The organism is Escherichia sp. SCLE84, assembly GCF_012584495.1.
GTDB lineage: Bacteria > Pseudomonadota > Gammaproteobacteria > Enterobacterales > Enterobacteriaceae > ECMA0423.
In genome coordinates, this window is record NZ_CP051430.1 from 647442 (window position 1) to 665425 (window position 17984).

Consider the following 17984-nt stretch of genomic DNA (forward strand, 5'->3'; position numbering starts at 1 on the left):
CCATGACACAGACAGAATCAGCGATTCTGGCGCACGCCCGGCGATGTGCGCCAGCGGAGTCGTGCGGCTTCGTGGTAAGCACGCCGGAGGGGGAAAGATATTTCCCCTGCGTGAATATCTCCGGTGAGCCGGAGGCGTATTTCCGTATGTCGCCGGAAGACTGGCTGCAGGCAGAAATGCAGGGTGAGATTGTGGCGCTGGTCCACAGCCACCCCGGTGGTCTGCCCTGGCTGAGTGAGGCCGACCGGCGGCTGCAGGTGCAGAGTGATTTGCCGTGGTGGCTGGTCTGCCGGGGGACGATTCATAAGTTCCGCTGTGTGCCGCATCTCACCGGGCGGCGCTTTGAGCACGGTGTGACGGACTGTTACACACTGTTCCGGGATGCTTATCATCTGGCGGGGATTGAGATGCCGGACTTTCATCGTGAGGATGACTGGTGGCGTAACGGCCAGAATCTCTATCTGGATAATCTGGAGGCGACGGGGCTGTATCAGGTGCCGTTGTCAGCGGCACAGCCGGGCGATGTGCTGCTGTGCTGTTTTGGTTCATCGGTGCCGAATCACGCCGCAATTTACTGCGGCGACGGCGAGCTGCTGCACCATATTCCTGAACAACTGAGCAAACGAGAGAGGTACACCGACAAATGGCAGCGACGCACACACTCCCTCTGGCGTCACCGGGCATGGCGCGCATCTGCCTTTACGGGGATTTACAACGATTTGGTCGCCGCATCGACCTTCGTGTGAAAACGGGGGCTGAAGCCATCCGCGCACTGGCCACACAGCTCCCGATGTTTCGTCAGAAACTGAGCGACGGCTGGTATCAGGTACGGATTGCCGGGCGGGACGTCAGCACGTCCGGGTTAACGGCGCAGTTACATGAGACTCTGCCTGATGGCGCTGTGATTCATATTGTTCCCAGAGTCGCCGGGGCCAAGTCAGGTGGCGTATTCCAGATTGTCCTGGGGGCTGCCGCCATTGCCGGATCATTCTTTACCGCCGGAGCCACCCTTGCAGCATGGGGGGCAGCCATTGGGGCCGGTGGTATGACCGGCATCCTGTTTTCTCTCGGTGCCAGTATGGTGCTCGGTGGTGTGGCGCAGATGCTGGCACCGAAAGCCAGAACTCTCCGTACACAGACAACGGATAACGGCAAACAGAACACCTATTTCTCCTCCCTGGATAACATGGTTGCCCAGGGTAATGTTCTGCCGGTTCTGTACGGTGAAATGCGCGTGGGGTCACGCGTGGTTTCTCAGGAGATCAGCACGGCAGACGAAGGGGATGGTGGTCAGGTTGTGGTGATTGGTCGCTGATGCAAAATGTTTTATGTGAAACCGCCTCCGGGCGGTTTTATCGTTTATGGAGCATGACGAATGGGTAAAGGCAGCAGTAAGGGGCATACCCCGCGCGAAGCGAAGGACAACCTGAAGTCCACGCAGCTGCTGAGTGTGATCGATGCCATCAGCGAAGGGCCGGTTGAAGGTCCGGTGGATGGATTAAAAAGCGTGCTGCTGAACAGTACGCCGGTGCTGGACAGTGAGGGGAATACCAATATATCCGGCGTCACGGTGGTGTTCCGGGCCGGTGAGCAGGAGCAGACACCGCCGGAGGGATTTGAATCCTCCGGCTCCGAGACGGTGCTCGGTACAGAAGTGAAATATGACACGCCGATCACCCGCACCATCACGTCGGCAAACATCGACCGACTGCGTTTTACTTTCGGCGTGCAGGCACTGGTGGAAACCACCTCAAAGGGGGACAGGAATCCATCGGAAGTCCGCCTGCTGGTTCAGATACAACGTAACGGTGGCTGGGTGACGGAAAAAGACATCACCATTAAGGGTAAAACCACTTCACAGTATCTGGCCTCGGTGGTGGTGGATAACCTGCCGCCGCGCCCGTTCAGTATCCGGATGCGCAGGATGACGCCGGACAGCACCACAGACCAGCTGCAGAACAAAACGCTCTGGTCGTCATACACCGAAATTATCGATGTGAAACAGTGCTACCCGAACACGGCACTGGTCGGCGTGCAGGTGGACTCGGAGCAGTTCGGCAGCCAGCAGGTGAGCCGTAATTATCATCTGCGCGGGCGTATTCTGCAGGTGCCGTCGAATTATAACCCGCAGACGCGGCAATACAGCGGTATCTGGGACGGAACGTTTAAACCGGCATACAGCAACAACATGGCCTGGTGTCTGTGGGATATGCTGACCCATCCGCGCTACGGCATGGGGAAACGTCTTGGTGCGGCGGATGTGGATAAATGGGCGTTGTATGTTATCGGCCAGTACTGCGACCAGTCAGTGCCGGACGGCTTTGGCGGCACGGAGCCGCGCATCACTTGTAATGCGTACCTGACCACACAGCGCAAGGCGTGGGATGTGCTCAGTGATTTCTGCTCGGCGATGCGCTGTATGCCGGTATGGAACGGGCAGACGCTGACGTTCGTGCAGGACCGACCATCAGATAAGGTGTGGACCTATAACCGCAGTAATGTGGTGATGCCGGATGATGGCGCGCCGTTCCGCTACAGCTTCAGCGCCCTGAAGGACCGCCATAATGCCGTTGAGGTGAACTGGATTGACCCGGATAACGGCTGGGAGACGGCGACAGAGCTTGTTGAAGATACGCAGGCCATTGCCCGTTACGGTCGTAATGTTACGAAGATGGATGCCTTTGGCTGTACCAGCCGGGGGCAGGCACACCGCGCCGGGCTGTGGCTGATTAAAACGGAGCTGCTGGAGACGCAGACCGTGGATTTCAGCGTGGGTGCCGAAGGGCTTCGCCATGTGCCGGGTGATGTTATTGAAATCTGCGATGATGACTATGCGGGGATCAGCATCGGCGGGCGCGTGCTGGCTGTGAACAGCCAGACCCGGACGCTGACGCTCGACCGTGAAATCACGCTGCCATCCTCCGGTACCACGCTGATAAGCCTGGTTGACGGAAGTGGCAATCCGGTCAGCGTGGAGGTCCAGTCCGTCACCGACGGCGTGAAGGTAAAAGTGAGCCGTGTTCCTGACGGCGTTGCCGGATACAGCGTATGGGGGCTGAAGCTGCCGACGCTGCGCCAGCGCCTGTTCCGCTGCGTGAGTATCCGTGAGAACGATGACGGCACGTATGCCATCACCGCCGTGCAGCATGTACCGGAAAAAGAGGCCATCGTGGATAACGGGGCGCACTTTGACGGCGACCAGAGCGGCACGGTGAATGGTGTCACGCCGCCAGCGGTGCAGCACCTGACTGCCGAAGTCACCGCAGACAGCGGGGAATATCAGGTGCTGGCGCGCTGGGACACGCCGAAGGTGGTGAAGGGGGTGAGCTTTATGCTTCGCCTGACCGTGGCAGCGGATGACGGCAGTGAGCGGCTGGTCAGCACGGCCCGGACGACGGAAACCACATACCGCTTCACGCAACTGGCGCCAGGGAACTACAGGCTGACAGTCCGGGCGGTAAATGCGTGGGGACAGCAGGGCGATCCGGCATCGGTATCGTTCCGGATTGCCGCACCGGCAGCGCCGTCTCGGATTGAGCTGACACCGGGCTATTTTCAGATAACCGCCACGCCGCATCTTGCGGTTTATGACCCGACGGTACAGTTTGAGTTCTGGTTCTCGGAAAAACGGATTGCTGATATCAGGCAGGTTGAAACCACAGCCCGCTACCTTGGCGCGGGGCTGTACTGGATAGCCGCCAGTATCAATATCAAACCGGGCCATGATTATTACTTTTATATCCGCAGTGTGAACACCGTTGGCAAATCGGCATTCGTGGAGGCCGTCGGTCGGGCGAGCGATGATGCGGAAGGTTACCTGGATTTTTTCAAAGGCAAGATAACCGAATCCCATCTCGGTAAAGAGCTGCTGGAAAAAGTTGATCTGACGGAGGATAACGCCAGCAGACTGGATGAGTTTTCGAAAGAGTGGAAGGACGCTAACGATAAATGGAATGCGATGTGGGGCGTCAAAATTGAGCAGACCAAAGACGGCAAACATTATGTCGCGGGTATTGGCCTCAGCATGGAGGACACGGAGGAAGGCAAGCTGAGCCAGTTTCTGGTTGCCGCTAACCGTATCGCGTTTATTGACCCGGCAAACGGGAATGAAACGCCGATGTTTGTGGCGCAGGGCAACCAGATATTCATGAATGACGTGTTCCTGAAACGCCTGACGGCTCCCACCATTACCAGCGGTGGAAATCCGCCGGCATTTTCCCTGACACCAGACGGAAAGCTGACCGCTAAAAATGCGGATATCAGCGGTAATGTGAATGCAAATTCAGGGACGCTCAACAATGTCACGATTAATGAAAACTGTCAGATTAAGGGGAAACTGTCAGCCAATCAGATTGAAGGCGATATTGTCAAAACGGTCAGCAAGTCTTTCCCCCGCACGAACAGTTATGCCAGTGGCACCATCACGGTAAGAATCAGTGATGATCAGAAATTTGACCGGCAGGTCATGATACCGCCAGTGTTATTCCGCGGTGGTAAGCATGAGAATTTCAACAGTAATAACCAACAGTCATACTGGTATTCAACCTGCCGGTTAAGAGTGACCCGCAATGGTCAGGAGATTTTTAATCAGTCCACGACGGATGCTCAGGGCGTATTTTCCTCAGTTATAGATATGCCTGCCGGACAGGGGACGCTGACACTGACATTCACCGTATCTTCATCAGGAGCGAATAACTGGACACCAACAACCAGTATCAGCGATCTGCTGGTTGTGGTGATGAAAAAATCCACAGCAGGTATCAGTATCAGCTGAATTTTATAACCCAGAACGGGCGTCAGAAATGACGCCTTTTTTATTGCAGAAAAGCGAGAGGTAATTATGCGTAAACTTTATGCCGCCATTTTGTCCGCAGCCATTTGTCTGGCCGTATCCGGTGCGCCTGCATGGGCGTCTGAACATCAGTCCACGCTGAGCGCGGGGTATCTTCATGCCCGGACGAACGTTCCCGGCAGTGATGATCTGAACGGGATTAACGTGAAATACCGTTATGAGTTTACGGACACACTGGGGATGGTGACGTCATTCAGCTATGCAGGAGACAAGAATCGTCAGCTGACCCGTTACAGCGATACCCGCTGGCATGAAGATTCCGTTCGTAACCGCTGGTTCAGCGTAATGGCGGGGCCGTCTGTGCGCGTGAATGAATGGTTCAGCGCGTATGCGATGGCGGGTGTGGCTTACAGCCGTGTGTCGACTTTTTCCGGGGATTATATCCGCGTAACTGACAATAAGGGGAAAACGCACGATGTGCTGACCGGAAGTGATGACGGTCGCCACAGCAACACGTCTCTGGCGTGGGGGGCTGGCGTGCAGTTTAACCCGACCGAATCCGTGGCCATTGATATTGCTTATGAAGGCTCCGGCAGTGGTGACTGGCGCACTGACGGTTTCATCGTGGGTGTCGGTTATAAATTCTGATTAGCCAGGTAACACAGTGTTATGACAGCCCGCCGGTTCAGGCGGGCTTTTTTGTGGGGTGAATATGGCAGTAAAGATTTCAGGTGTACTGAAAGACGGTGCAGGTAAACCGGTACAGAACTGTACAATCCAGCTGAAAGCAAAACGTAACAGCACCACGGTGGTGGTGAACACGGTGGCCTCAGAAAATCCGGATGAAGCCGGGCGTTACAGCATGGACGTTGAGTACGGTCAGTACAGCGTTATTCTGTTGGTGGAAGGATTCCCGCCGTCACATGCCGGGACCATCACCGTGTATGAAGATTCTCAACCCGGTACGCTGAATGATTTTCTCGGTGCCATGACGGAGGATGATGCCCGTCCGGAGGCACTGCGCCGTTTTGAACTGATGGTGGAAGAGGTGGCGCGTAACGCGTCCGCAGTGGCACAGAACACGGCAGCCGCGAAGAAGTCAGCCAGTGATGCCGGCACATCAGCCCGTGAGGCGGCAACCCATGCGACTGATGCTGCAGGCTCAGCACGTGCAGCCAGCACATCAGCCGGGCAGGCCGCTTCGTCGGCTCAGTCAGCGTCTTCCAGCGCAGGAACGGCATCAACAAAGGCTACTGAAGCATCAAAAAGTGCTGCCGCTGCAGAGTCCTCAAAAAGCGCGGCGGCTACCAGTGCCGGTGCGGCGAAAACGTCAGAAACGAATGCTGCAGCGTCACAAAAATCTGCAGCCACTTCTGCATCCACCGCGACCACGAAAGCGTCAGAAGCTGCCACCTCAGCCCGGGATGCGGCGGCCTCAAAAGAGGCAGCGAAATCATCAGAAACGAACGCATCATCAAGTGCCAGTAGTGCAGCTTCCTCGGCAACGGCGGCAGGAAATTCCGCGAAGGCCGCAAAAACGTCTGAGACGAATGCGGATAACAGCGCACAGGCGGCAGCAGACTCACAAACTGCATCAGCAAACTCCGCGACAGCAGCCAAAAAATCAGAAACCAACGCGAAAAATAGCGAGGCAGCAGCAAAGAGCAGCGAAACCAACGCTAAAGCCAGCGAAACTAATGCTAAATCCAGTGAAACAAACGCGGCGAAATCTGCGGCGGACGCACTTAATTATCGCAACCAGGCACAATCCGTTGTTGGTAACAATATTGGTCTTGGTGAAGTTGCCATGACCTGCACTGATATCTCTGTTGAGCCATCAGGTTATATTGGATTTGTCAGGATTTACATCTCAGCGAAAGGTTATCCATCAGTAGCGTCTAGTGCCGGGGATAATCTTATTTCTGGTTATATAGTTAGATCAGAAGTGTCAACAAAAAGATATTCCGGTCTATTTGTTGGTTCAGATACAAAATCATTGTATTCGTACATTTACAGCCAAAGTTCTGGCCCGCAATGGATACGTCATACCCGCAGAGATGAATTAAGCCGCTTTGGTCAAAATGAATCAACAACTCGTATGTATGGTCCAACTGGTGATCGTTTCTTTGAAATCCATACTAACGGGAGTTGGGGGGTTTATGATTCTTCTTCTGGACAATGGTCTCCGTTAGGTTTAGCCCAGGGCGGTACTGGTGGAAGAACTATCGAGCAAGCACGTGCGAACTTGCGGGTAATGTATGAGCAAAAAGCTGGCCTTGCTAATACTGACCTAAACACCCTTACCGGTGAATATTCTGGTTTCTATCAACAACCAACGAGCGCTTACGCAACAGAAGAATTAAATTACCCAATCGGTCTGGCGGGCGCTTTAATAGTGCTCCAAACGAGAGCCAACACTGCTTCTTCCTGCGTTCAGGTGTACTACCCTTATAATAATCCGGGAATTACTTATAGACGAATATATGAAGGAGGTAGCGGTACCTGGTCTGAATGGAAGAGAGATGTATCAACAGAAAGGGTTGAAGAGGGAAAAGAAACAACTTACGTATATTCTACGTATTCTTCAGGCGCACCACGCTTACAGGTTTCCAAATCTGGTTTGTGGGGTTGTCATAATGGCACTGGCTGGTTGCCATTAGCTGTTGGGCAAGGAGGTACAGGTGCGACAACAGTAGAAGATGCGCGAAACAACTTAAGTCTTGGCGAAAGTAGCGCAGTTAAATTTAAAAACCTTACTTTAACCGAAGCGCTCGACACGACATTAGGACTGCTTACAAAAACAGGACGAGACTGGAACACGCAGCATACTGATAACATTAATAAATTTATACCAATTGCAGGCAGTACAAACGGCCCGGCAGGTTCTATGGTTCTTGGCGGCATTCATGTTCAATTTAGTAAAAATTATGCTGTGCAGTTCGGAGGCCGCAATTCCGGTTTTTGGGGAAGAACAATTGAAAATGGAACGACGCAGGAATGGAAGAAATTACTAACAGTAGACGATCTCAATTCATCTACCGATCTTGCTGTCAGGTCATTAACCACATCTAACCCGGTAAAATCTGGCGGAGGGCGAATTGATGTCCTTGGAAGCACGTCAGACTATAGCAAAATGGATTGCTTTGTACGTGGGTTTGATAGCACCGGTAATTCTCTCGCGTGGGCGTTGGGTTCATCAGTCGGCGTAAGTAAGATGCTGTCGCTAAAAAATTTCTTTAGCGGAGCTGAGATACTGCTAAATGGTAATGACGGCGCGGTTCAACTCAAAACAGGTGCTGTTAACGGGGCTAAAGCGCAGGCGCTCACTATCAACAAGGATGAGGTTAACTCAACCGTTGATTTAACCCTTACAAAGCAATCAGGGACTGGTAATCGTTTTGTTTTACAGAACTCAGGTAATGCAGAACTACCGTTTTCTGTCAGGGTGTGGGGTTCCAGTACTCGACAAAACGTTTTTGAGGTTGGAACGTCTGCTGCGTATCTGTTTTATGCGCAAAAAACGTCAGCAGGCCAGTTGTTTGATGTAAATGGCGCTATTAATTGCACAACGCTGAATCAGTCATCAGACCGCGACCTTAAAGACGATATTCTCGTTATCAGCGACGCGACGAAAGCAATCCGTAAAATGAACGGATACACCTACACGCTCAAGGAAAACGGGATGCCTTATGCTGGCGTTATTGCACAGGAAGTAATGGAGGCGATACCAGAAGCTGTGGGATCGTTTACTCATTATGGTGAAGAGTTGCAAGGTCCGACCGTTGACGGCAACGAGCTACGCGAAGAAACTCGCTATCTTAATGTTGACTACTCCGCCGTGACGGGTTTACTTGTTCAGGTCGCCCGTGAAACAGATGATCGCGTTACCGCGCTGGAAGAGGAAAACACAACGCTACGTCAAAATCTGGCAACAGCAGGCACCCGGATCAGCACTCTGGAAAATCAGGTAAGCGAACTGGTTGCACTTGTCCGGCAGTTAACAGGAAGCGAACATTGATATCCTTCAAGCCCTGAAGGAGGCTGTTCCTGGTACGTTCAGACTGTTGTTGAGCTGGAGATCGCAACGGAGGAAGAGAAAGCGTTTCTGGCCGCATGGAAAACATATCGGGTATTGCTGAACCGTGTTGATACGTCAACTGCACAGGATATTGAATGGCCAGCACTGCCGTAGGGTAAAACATATAAATTCTATAATTAGATGTATCTTTCCATTTACGGCAAGGAAGGGGGCTTGGAAGACGTAAAGCATCTCACACCGAGATTATTTTTTATATGTCAGGTGTCTGAAGTTTTGCTTTGGCTCTTAAAATGGTTTGCCGCGAGGTTTTGAATTCCCGGGCAATGGCACTTATACTTACACCTGACTTAATTCGTTCGAATACCGCCTGTTTCTGTTCTTTATTTAACACAGGTGGTCGACCAAAACGTTTCCCTGCGCCGCGGGCTCTTACTATCCCGGAATGAGTGCGTTCAAGTAAAAGGTCTCGTTCAAATTCAGCGACTGCTGAAATTACTTGCATCATCATTTTTCCTGTTGGACTGGTCAGGTCAATGCCCCCCAATGCTAAGCAATGCACTCTGATACCTGTTTCGGTCAGTTGTTCCACTGTTTTCCTGATATCCATTGCATTACAACCAAGGCGATCCAGTTTTGTCACAATCAATTGATCACCACATTTCAGGCGAGCAAGCAACCGGTTAAAACCAGGACGCTCACTGGTTGCTGCTGAGCCGCTAATGTGTTCTTCGATTATTTGCTGAGGTTTGATTTTAAAACCTGCACTTTCGATTTCCCGGCGTTGATTTTCGGTGGTCTGATCCAGCGTTGATATCCGACAGTAAGCAAAAATTTGAGACATAGTGAGACTCTATACGAAATTGGTGTTCATATCATAATGCATCTCAGAAAATAATTATGATTATTTTTGTGCATATTTGTATGTACACGTTCGAAAATAAACGAATGCGTATGCAACCCCGTAATTTTGGTGAGACCCAAAATCGATTTTGTGAAAAATGGCTTTAACTCGGTTTGTTTTTCGAGTTCCGGGCGGACTCAAGGAAGAAGAATAGTGTTGCGTGTTATTTTAACCAGATTTCAAGTTGTTTGGTCGTGGAAAAGTGGAGCAAAATGTTGTTAAAGTGGAAAAATGATAAAAAAGTAAGTTTATTATATTACATTTTACCATTTAAATTTTGGTTGTCTTTAAGAACTGATATCGCTGTTTGTAATAATTCTTTGTTATCCAGCCATGATTTTTTCTTTATGTTTCCTTCAATGTAATCAAGCAATGTTCTGGTATTGATAGGTCTTCCCTGTTTTGCTACTTCCACTACAGCATCCCCTAGGATAATTCTTACTTCAGGAAGCTGCGCAGGGAACCACTTTAGGGTGTCTTTTGATTTCATGAAGATATTCCTTAAAATATTATTGATTTTCATTGCGATATTGTATGTCTGATTCAGGATATGTTGACTTATACATCGGTTTTGTCTGGGTTATTGGATATGCCAATCCCTAATTTTATTAGGGCATGACTAAAAATGCTGAATATGATAAGGAGAGATGTGATTATCAGTATGCTGTTCATATAGCCTCGAATTAGTAATGTGTTATATATGATATAGTTGACAATTTTTATCTTGGGTGTTCTTAAAGTTCGTAGATAAACATTGTCGTTTCAGGTATACAGGAATGCTAACAGGTGGCAGCAAAAATCAGGCGGTTTATGGCGCAAGCTGAAGCGGCAACTGCAAACTATCTTATGCAGAGACTCTACACGGATTGGGTTTAAAAGTATACATAGATAACAGTTTTTATCTGAAAAAGAAAAATATCAAGGTGATATAGCCTATATGCCTTTGATGCGGAGGAATGAATGTGATGGGAGTGATGTATCTGAATAGTTGAAAAACCGCAGACACGCCTTATGCAAGAACGTGCTGCGATTGGCTGGTAAATTTTTCGATAGTGTGAGTATTGAATGATTTCCAGCCGTTCTTGATTTTACGCATAAATCCATGAAAAAACTACTTATCTGTTGGGGAGTTTTTTTGGGGCATATATGGGACAGAAATAGGCCCCAGATAGACACTGAGATCGAACTTAGGATGCTTTTTAAAAAAATGCAACTATCTGAAAAAACCTAGAAAACGCCAAGGAAACCACAGGATGGGAAAAAACACCTGTGAATTATGGATTTCCAGTTATATTCGCTCGGCGCAGCGTTAGTGTTTCATGAAATATTTTTTCCTGAATCATCAACGGCAATGGCGTTAATTTTGGCAATGGGAACCTACGGTGCAGGTTATGTGGCGCGTATTGTCGGAGCATTTATTTTCGGCAAAATGGGCGACAGAATAGGGCGTAAAAAAGTGCTCTTTATTACCATCACCATGATGGGGATCTGTACCACCTTAATTGGTGTGTTACCGACCTATGCACAGATTGGTGTTTTTGCCCCCATCTTGCTGGTGACGCTGCGTATTATTCAGGGGTTGGGTGCAGGTGCGGAAATTTCCGGTGCCGGTACGATGCTGGCGGAATATGCACCAAAAGGTAAGCGCGGAATTATCTCCTCATTTGTAGCTATGGGAACTAACTGCGGAACCTTGAGCGCAACGGCAATCTGGGCCTTTATGTTCTTCATTCTCAGTAAAGAGGAACTGCTGGCGTGGGGATGGCGTATACCGTTCCTGGCGAGCGTTGTCGTGATGGTCTTTGCTATCTGGTTACGTATGAATCTGAAAGAAAGCCCGGTCTTTGAGAAGGTTAATGACAGCAACCAACCCACAGCAAAACCTGCACCTGCTGGTAGCATGTTCCAGAGCAAATCCTTCTGGCTGGCAACAGGGCTGCGTTTTGGTCAGGCGGGTAACTCCGGGTTAATTCAGACTTTCCTTGCAGGCTATTTAGTGCAGACGTTATTGTTTAACAAAGCAATTCCAACAGATGCATTGATGATTAGTTCGATTCTCGGCTTTATGACCATTCCGTTCCTTGGTTGGTTATCCGATAAAATTGGTCGCCGGATCCCGTATATTATTATGAATACCTCCGCGATTGTGCTGGCATGGCCAATGCTTTCTATCATTGTAGATAAAAGCTATGCCCCGAGCACCATTATGGTTGCACTGATTGTGATTCATAACTGTGCGGTGCTGGGATTATTTGCTCTGGAAAACATTACCATGGCAGAAATGTTCGGCTGTAAAAACCGCTTTACCCGGATGGCTATTTCTAAAGAAATTGGTGGTCTTATCGCTTCCGGTTTTGGTCCTATCCTGGCGGGTATTTTCTGCACCATGACGGAATCCTGGTATCCGATCGCCATTATGATCATGGCATATTCAGTGATTGGTTTAATCTCTGCGCTGAAAATGCCAGAGGTGAAAGACCGTGATTTAAGTGCGCTGGAAGACGCTGCGGAAGATCAACCGCGTGTTGTAAGAGCTGCGCAACCTTCCAGAAGTCTGTAAACCCTTAATCCCTTCTCTTACCGGAGAGGGGATTTTTATTCATATAACAAAACATATAGCTTGCCATATTTATATTTAAGGAATTGTTATGGGAAATAATTTGTTATCAGCAAAAGCGACACTCCCTGTTTATGATCGTAATAACCTGGCCCCAAGAATTGTTCATTTAGGCTTTGGTGCATTTCACCGTGCGCATCAGGGCGTGTATGCCGATATTCTTGCTACGGAACATTTCAGTGACTGGGGATATTATGAGGTCAACTTAATCGGCGGCGAACAGCAAATTGCCGATTTACAACAGCAAGATAATCTTTATACCGTTGCGGAAATGTCGGCCGACGCGTGGACGGCTCGCGTCGTTGGCGTCGTTAAAAAAGCCTTGCACGTACAAATAGATGGCTTAGAAACCGTGCTGGCTGCGATGTGTGAACCGCAAATTGCGATTGTCTCTCTGACAATCACCGAAAAAGGGTATTTCCACTCTCCGGCGACCGGACAGTTAATGCTCGATCACCCGATGGTCGCTGCCGACGTGCAAAATCCCCACCAGCCGAAAACAGCAACAGGGGTGATTGTTGAGGCGCTGGCTCGCCGTAAAGCGGCAGGACTTCCCGCATTTACCGTTATGTCATGTGACAACATGCCAGAAAACGGTCATGTTATGCGTGACGTTGTCACTTCCTACGCGCAAGCCGTTGATGTAAAACTGGCACAATGGATCGAAGATAACGTGACTTTCCCATCAACAATGGTGGACCGTATTGTGCCCGCAGTGACAGAGGATACTCTTGCGAAAATCGAACAACTTACCGGTGTGCGCGATCCTGCTGGCGTTGCCTGTGAACCTTTCCGCCAGTGGGTAATAGAAGATAATTTTGTTGCCGGACGTCCGGAATGGGAAAAAGCGGGAGCAGAACTGGTTAGCGATGTACTGCCTTATGAAGAGATGAAGTTGCGCATGCTCAACGGCAGTCATTCATTCCTGGCGTATCTGGGTTATCTTGCTGGATATCAGCACATTAATGACTGTATGGAAGATGAACATTATCGTCATGCGGCGTATGGCTTGATGTTGCAGGAACAAGCGCCGACGCTGAAAGTGCAGGGCGTTGATTTGCAAGATTACGCTAACCGATTAATTGCACGCTATAGCAACCCGGCGTTACGTCATCGAACCTGGCAGATTGCGATGGATGGTAGCCAGAAATTGCCACAGCGGATGTTGGATTCTGTTCGCTGGCATCTGGCGCATGACAGCAAGTTCGATCTGCTGGCGCTGGGCGTCGCGGGTTGGATGCGTTATGTCGGTGGTGTTGATGAACAGGGAAATCCGATAGAAATCAGTGACCCACTGTTACCTGTTATTCAGAAGGCTGTACAAAGTAGTGCCGAAGGGAAAGCGCGCGTCCAGTCATTGCTGGCGATTAAGGCAATCTTTGGTGATGATTTGCCAGACAATAGCTTGTTTACTGCAAAAGTGACGGAAGCGTACTTGTCTTTATTAGCGCATGGCGCGAAAGCGACCGTGGCGAAATATTCCGTGAAGTAAAAAAAGCAATGCCGCCATCGGCGGCATTCACACACTTAGTTCATGCCGAGACGAATCAGGTCCAGAGGTGCCAGTTTCTCTTCACAACCTTCAACAACTACGGTTTTTCCGCGGCGGATTTGCTCAGCGGTCAGACCTTCAGTATCAATCGACAGGATCTTGCCAGTGTGACCGGTGCCGCTAACCATAACACGGCTGCCAGTGGTGATTGCGTTACGGTTACGATCGTAGGTCGTCATAGGTGTTTTCTCCTTTCTGATTTACAGTCGAAGCCCACGTAACGGGCGCAATATAAATACTCCTGTCGAGTGAAATATTTTTTGTTTTTGATCAAGCTCACATCTTTTTTGATGCATGCATGAGCCGTAAGGCGGGGGGAAAAGCCTCTCATCCCGGATGGGATGAGAGTAAATGAATTACTCTTCGCTAAACCAGTCGCTGTTTTCCTGGCGGATCTGGCGCACGGATTCGCTGATTTCCTGCAAATGTTGCGTCATTGCACGTTCTACCGCATCGCCATCACGTTTTTGCAGGGCAGAGAAAATATCAAGATGCTGGCGTAACAGCATTTCTGGTGGAGAAACATGGTCGAAACTCATATAGCGCACGCGATCAACGGTCGCTTTCAGGTTCTCAATGGTATCCCACGCCAGTTGACAGTCGGCAATCTGCGTCAGGAGTTGATGGAAGTTGTCATCAAGTTCAAAAAAATCATCCAGTTGCTTGCGCTCAATGGCAATGCGTTGCTGGTGAAGATTTTGTTCCAGTTGGTAGCACTGGCTTTCGGTAATCATGCTCGCCGCCCGACGCGCCACCGCGCACTCAATGGCCTGACGGATAAAACTGCCGTTTCGCACCTGGGCCATGGAAATTTTGTTGACGTAGCTGCCACGCTGCGGACGAATTTGAATCAGGCCGTTTTCCGCCAGTTTAATAAAGGCTTCACGAACCGGCTGGCGTGACACATTGAAACGAACAGAAACTTCTTTTTCCGACAACGGTGTGCCTGGTGCAATCAGGCAATGGACAATGTCGCGACGAAGAATACGATAAATCTGCTGATTGACAGGCTGTGTGGGATTAAGTTGCGTTTCGACGGTCATTCGTTCTTGCTTGTGAGTGAGTTAACTGCATGAGTCTACCACTTTTTTGTGACAAGCAATAACCCGGCAGTTACGCCGGGTATAAAAATTACTGACGGTGGACATTCAGTCCGGCATAGCTTTGGGTAACCGGCATCATTTCCAGGGTATTGATATTGACGTGAGCAGGCAGCGTTGACACCCACCAGACGGCTTCGCTGACATCTTCTGGCGTCAATGCAACGGTATTTTGATAGGTTTTTTCCGCTTTACCGTCATCGCCTTTAAAGCGGACATTGGAAAACTCGGTGCCACCCACCAGACCCGGTTCGATGTCGGTGACGCGCACCGCCGTACCATGCAGATCCGTACGCAGATTCAGGCTAAACTGACGAACAAACGCTTTCGTCGCACCGTAAACGTTACCACCGGCATACGGCCAGCTACCTGCCGTTGAGCCAATGTTAATAATATGACCATGATTACGTTCAACCATACCCGGTAAGACGGCGCGCGTCATATATACCAGGCCTTTGTTGTTGGTATCAATCATCGTTTCCCAGTCTTCAACGCTGGCTTTATGCGCAGGCTCCATGCCCAACGCCAGGCCGGCATTATTTACCAGGATATCAATATTGCACCACTCGGCAGGGAGCGATGCCAGCATCTCTTCAATAGCTGCGCGGTTGCGAACGTCCAGTTGGGCGATATACAGATTATCTCCCAGTTCGTCTTTTAACTCCTGCAACCGCTCCTGGCGACGGCCAGTGGCGATAACTTTATGCCCTTGTTGAATAAAACGACGAGTAATGCATTCACCAAAACCTGCCGTTGCTCCAGTTACTAAAACGATCATCTCACTGTTCCTCAACGCTTTTGTGTGTCAATAACATAGCACGTGATGCTTAAGAGCGGGTAATACTGGTTTGCAAGATTGCACTCCGTTATCAGTAAGCCTACGCTATGGAACACCTCGCGTTCAGGAGAAGAAAATGACAACAATGAATCCTTTCCTTGTGCAAAGCACACTGCCGTATCTGGCTCCTCATTTTGATCAAATTGCCAATCATCACTATCGCCCGGCATTCGATGAGGGAATGCAGCAAAAGCGGGCAGAAATTGCTGCCATCGCGCTTAACCCGCAAACGCCTGATTTCAACAATACTATTCTGGCACTGGAACAAAGCGGAGAATTACTTACCCGCGTTACCAGCGTCTTTTTTGCGATGACTGCGGCGCATACCAATGATGAATTACAGCGTCTTGATGAACAGTTTTCCGCTGAACTGGCGGAACTGGCTAATGATATCTATCTGAACGGTGAATTATTCGCGCGGGTAGATGCTGTCTGGCAGCGCCGTGAATCCCTGGGGCTTGATAGTGAATCCATCCGCCTGGTGGAGGTTATTCATCAACGTTTTGTCCTTGCCGGAGCCAAACTTGCGCAAGCTGATAAAGCAAAATTAAAAGTACTGAATACAGAAGCTGCGACCCTGACCAGCCAGTTTAACCAGCGGTTACTTGCAGCAAATAAATCCGGCGGTCTGGTTGTGAACGATATCGCGCAGCTGGCAGGAATGAGTGAGCAAGAGATTGCGCTGGCGGCAGAGGCGGCTCGCGAGAAAGGTCTGGATAACAAATGGCTGATTCCGCTGCTGAATACCACCCAACAACCGGCGCTTGCCGAAATGCGCGATCGTGCGACGCGTGAAAAACTGTTTATTGCGGGCTGGACGCGAGCGGAAAAAAATGATGGCAATGATACCCGCGCTATCATTCAACGTCTGGTAGAGATTCGCGCACAGCAGGCGAAACTGCTTGGTTTTCCTCATTATGCCGCATGGAAAATCGCCGATCAGATGGCAAAAACACCTGAAGCAGCACTCAACTTTATGCGGGAAATTGTTCCAGCGGCGCGTCAACGTGCTAGCGATGAATTAGCCTCCATACAGGCGGTTATCGATAAGCAGCAAGGCGGGTTTAGCGCGCAGCCGTGGGACTGGGCATTTTATGCCGAACAGGTACGGCGGGAGAAATTTGATCTTGATGAGGCGCAGCTCAAGCCATATTTTGAATTAAACACGGTGTTGAATGAAGGTGTATTCTGGACCGCGAATCAGCTCTTCGGTATTAAGTTTGTCGAACGTTTTGATATTCCTGTCTACCATCCTGACGTTCGTGTGTGGGAAATTTTTGATCATAATGGCGTGGGACTGGCGTTATTTTACGGTGATTTCTTCGCCCGTGATTCAAAAAGCGGCGGTGCATGGATGGGCAATTTTGTTGAGCAATCAACGCTTAATGAAACGCATCCGGTAATTTATAACGTTTGCAATTATCAGAAACCCGCTGCCGGTGAGCCTGCGTTGTTACTCTGGGATGATGTAATAACCTTATTCCATGAATTTGGTCATACGCTGCACGGCCTTTTTGCCCGCCAGCGTTATGCCACGCTTTCCGGCACCAACACGCCGCGTGATTTTGTCGAATTTCCGTCGCAAATCAACGAACACTGGGCAACGCATCCGCAGGTATTCGCTCGCTACGCCCGGCATTATCAGAGCGGGGCAGCAATGCCTGACGAACTGCAACAGAAAATGCGTAATGCCAGCCTGTTCAACAAAGGGTATGAGATGAGCGAACTGCTTAGCGCCGCACTTCTCGATATGCGCTGGCATTGCCTGGAAGAAAACGAAGCAATGCAGGATGTCGATGATTTTGAATTGCGGGCGCTGGTGGCGGAAAATATGGATCTTCCTGCTATACCGCCACGCTATCGCAGCAGTTATTTCGCCCATATTTTTGGTGGCGGATATGCTGCAGGTTATTACGCTTATCTGTGGACGCAAATGTTGGCCGATGATGGTTACCAGTGGTTTGTTGAGCAGGGCGGATTAACGCGTGAAAATGGGCAGCGTTTTCGCGAGGCGATCCTTTCCAGAGGTAACAGCGAAGATCTGGAACGCCTGTATCGACAATGGCGCGGTAAGGCACCTAAGATTATGCCGATGCTGCAACATCGTGGCTTGAACATATAAACACCACCAATGGCTGGCCTGAG

At 50.0% G+C, this 17984-nt stretch carries 13 protein-coding genes and 2 pseudogenes; 9 read left to right on the plus strand and 6 right to left on the minus strand.

The window, feature by feature from the left end; all coding sequences use genetic code 11:
- The first annotated feature begins 2 nt into the window (after positions 1-2).
- From HGD79_RS03475 to HGD79_RS03500, 6 genes and pseudogenes are all read left to right on the plus strand, one after another.
- Positions 3-746 carry a C40 family peptidase gene (locus HGD79_RS03475; protein WP_000194780.1) on the plus strand — a complete coding sequence of 248 codons (744 nt, stop codon included), beginning with the start codon at positions 3-5 and terminating at the stop codon, positions 744-746.
- Entirely contained in the window at positions 743-1315 is a 573-nt protein-coding gene (locus HGD79_RS03480) for a tail assembly protein (protein WP_247653390.1), read from the plus strand. Before HGD79_RS03475 ends, HGD79_RS03480 begins: the two co-directional genes overlap by 4 nt.
- A 60-nt stretch (positions 1316-1375) precedes the next feature.
- Positions 1376-4774, plus strand: a complete 3399-nt coding sequence (locus HGD79_RS03485) for a host specificity protein J (protein ID WP_168848297.1) — start codon at positions 1376-1378, stop codon at positions 4772-4774.
- A 66-nt stretch (positions 4775-4840) separates the two neighbouring features.
- A complete protein-coding gene (locus HGD79_RS03490; protein ID WP_001230359.1) occupies positions 4841-5440 on the plus strand; it encodes an Ail/Lom family outer membrane beta-barrel protein in 600 nt (199 codons plus the stop codon).
- A gap of 64 nt (positions 5441-5504) precedes the next feature.
- The gene (locus HGD79_RS03495; protein WP_168848298.1) at positions 5505-8810 is read left to right on the plus strand and encodes a prophage tail fiber N-terminal domain-containing protein; all 3306 of its coding nucleotides are present in this window, start codon (positions 5505-5507) and stop codon (positions 8808-8810) included.
- Positions 8811-8861: 51 nt separating this feature from the next.
- Positions 8862-8984, plus strand: a pseudogene (locus HGD79_RS03500) (tail fiber assembly protein); the annotation flags it as partial.
- A gap of 97 nt (positions 8985-9081) precedes the next feature.
- Here HGD79_RS03500 and HGD79_RS03505 read toward each other — a convergent pair.
- From HGD79_RS03505 to HGD79_RS03515, 3 genes are all read right to left on the minus strand, one after another.
- Complete coding sequence (locus HGD79_RS03505) at positions 9082-9672, minus strand: recombinase family protein (protein WP_168848299.1); 591 nt, start codon at positions 9670-9672, stop codon at positions 9082-9084.
- Between the two features lie 316 nt (positions 9673-9988).
- A complete protein-coding gene (gene ydfK, locus HGD79_RS03510; RefSeq protein ID WP_000836768.1) occupies positions 9989-10222 on the minus strand; it encodes a cold shock protein YdfK in 234 nt (77 codons plus the stop codon).
- A 68-nt stretch (positions 10223-10290) separates the two neighbouring features.
- The gene (locus HGD79_RS03515) at positions 10291-10404 is read right to left on the minus strand and encodes a YnaM/YnfT family protein (protein WP_120795384.1); all 114 of its coding nucleotides are present in this window, start codon (positions 10402-10404) and stop codon (positions 10291-10293) included.
- A 604-nt stretch (positions 10405-11008) separates the two neighbouring features.
- Between HGD79_RS03515 and ydfJ the strand changes: the two are divergent.
- Both ydfJ and HGD79_RS03525 read left to right on the plus strand, forming a co-directional pair.
- A pseudogene (ydfJ, locus tag HGD79_RS03520) lies at positions 11009-12292 on the plus strand (MHS family MFS transporter YdfJ); the annotation flags it as partial.
- 88 nt (positions 12293-12380) lie between these two features.
- Positions 12381-13841: a mannitol dehydrogenase family protein gene (locus HGD79_RS03525; protein ID WP_000527781.1), complete on the plus strand. Its 1461-nt coding sequence runs from the start codon at positions 12381-12383 to the stop codon at positions 13839-13841.
- A 35-nt stretch (positions 13842-13876) separates the two neighbouring features.
- Here HGD79_RS03525 and ydfZ read toward each other — a convergent pair whose 3' ends face one another.
- The 3 genes from ydfZ to ydfG form a co-directional block, all read right to left on the minus strand.
- Positions 13877-14080: a putative selenium delivery protein YdfZ gene (gene ydfZ / locus HGD79_RS03530; RefSeq protein ID WP_000214712.1), complete on the minus strand. Its 204-nt coding sequence runs from the start codon at positions 14078-14080 to the stop codon at positions 13877-13879.
- A gap of 177 nt (positions 14081-14257) precedes the next feature.
- The gene (gene rspR / locus HGD79_RS03535; protein WP_000215549.1) at positions 14258-14944 is read right to left on the minus strand and encodes a DNA-binding transcriptional regulator rspR; all 687 of its coding nucleotides are present in this window, start codon (positions 14942-14944) and stop codon (positions 14258-14260) included.
- 88 nt (positions 14945-15032) lie between these two features.
- Positions 15033-15779, minus strand: a complete 747-nt coding sequence (ydfG, locus tag HGD79_RS03540) for a bifunctional NADP-dependent 3-hydroxy acid dehydrogenase/3-hydroxypropionate dehydrogenase YdfG (protein WP_000636571.1) — start codon at positions 15777-15779, stop codon at positions 15033-15035.
- 136 nt (positions 15780-15915) lie between these two features.
- Between ydfG and dcp the strand changes: the two genes are divergently transcribed.
- Entirely contained in the window at positions 15916-17961 is a 2046-nt protein-coding gene (gene dcp, locus HGD79_RS03545; protein ID WP_021565120.1) for a peptidyl-dipeptidase Dcp, read from the plus strand.
- Positions 17962-17984: the final 23 nt, after the last annotated feature.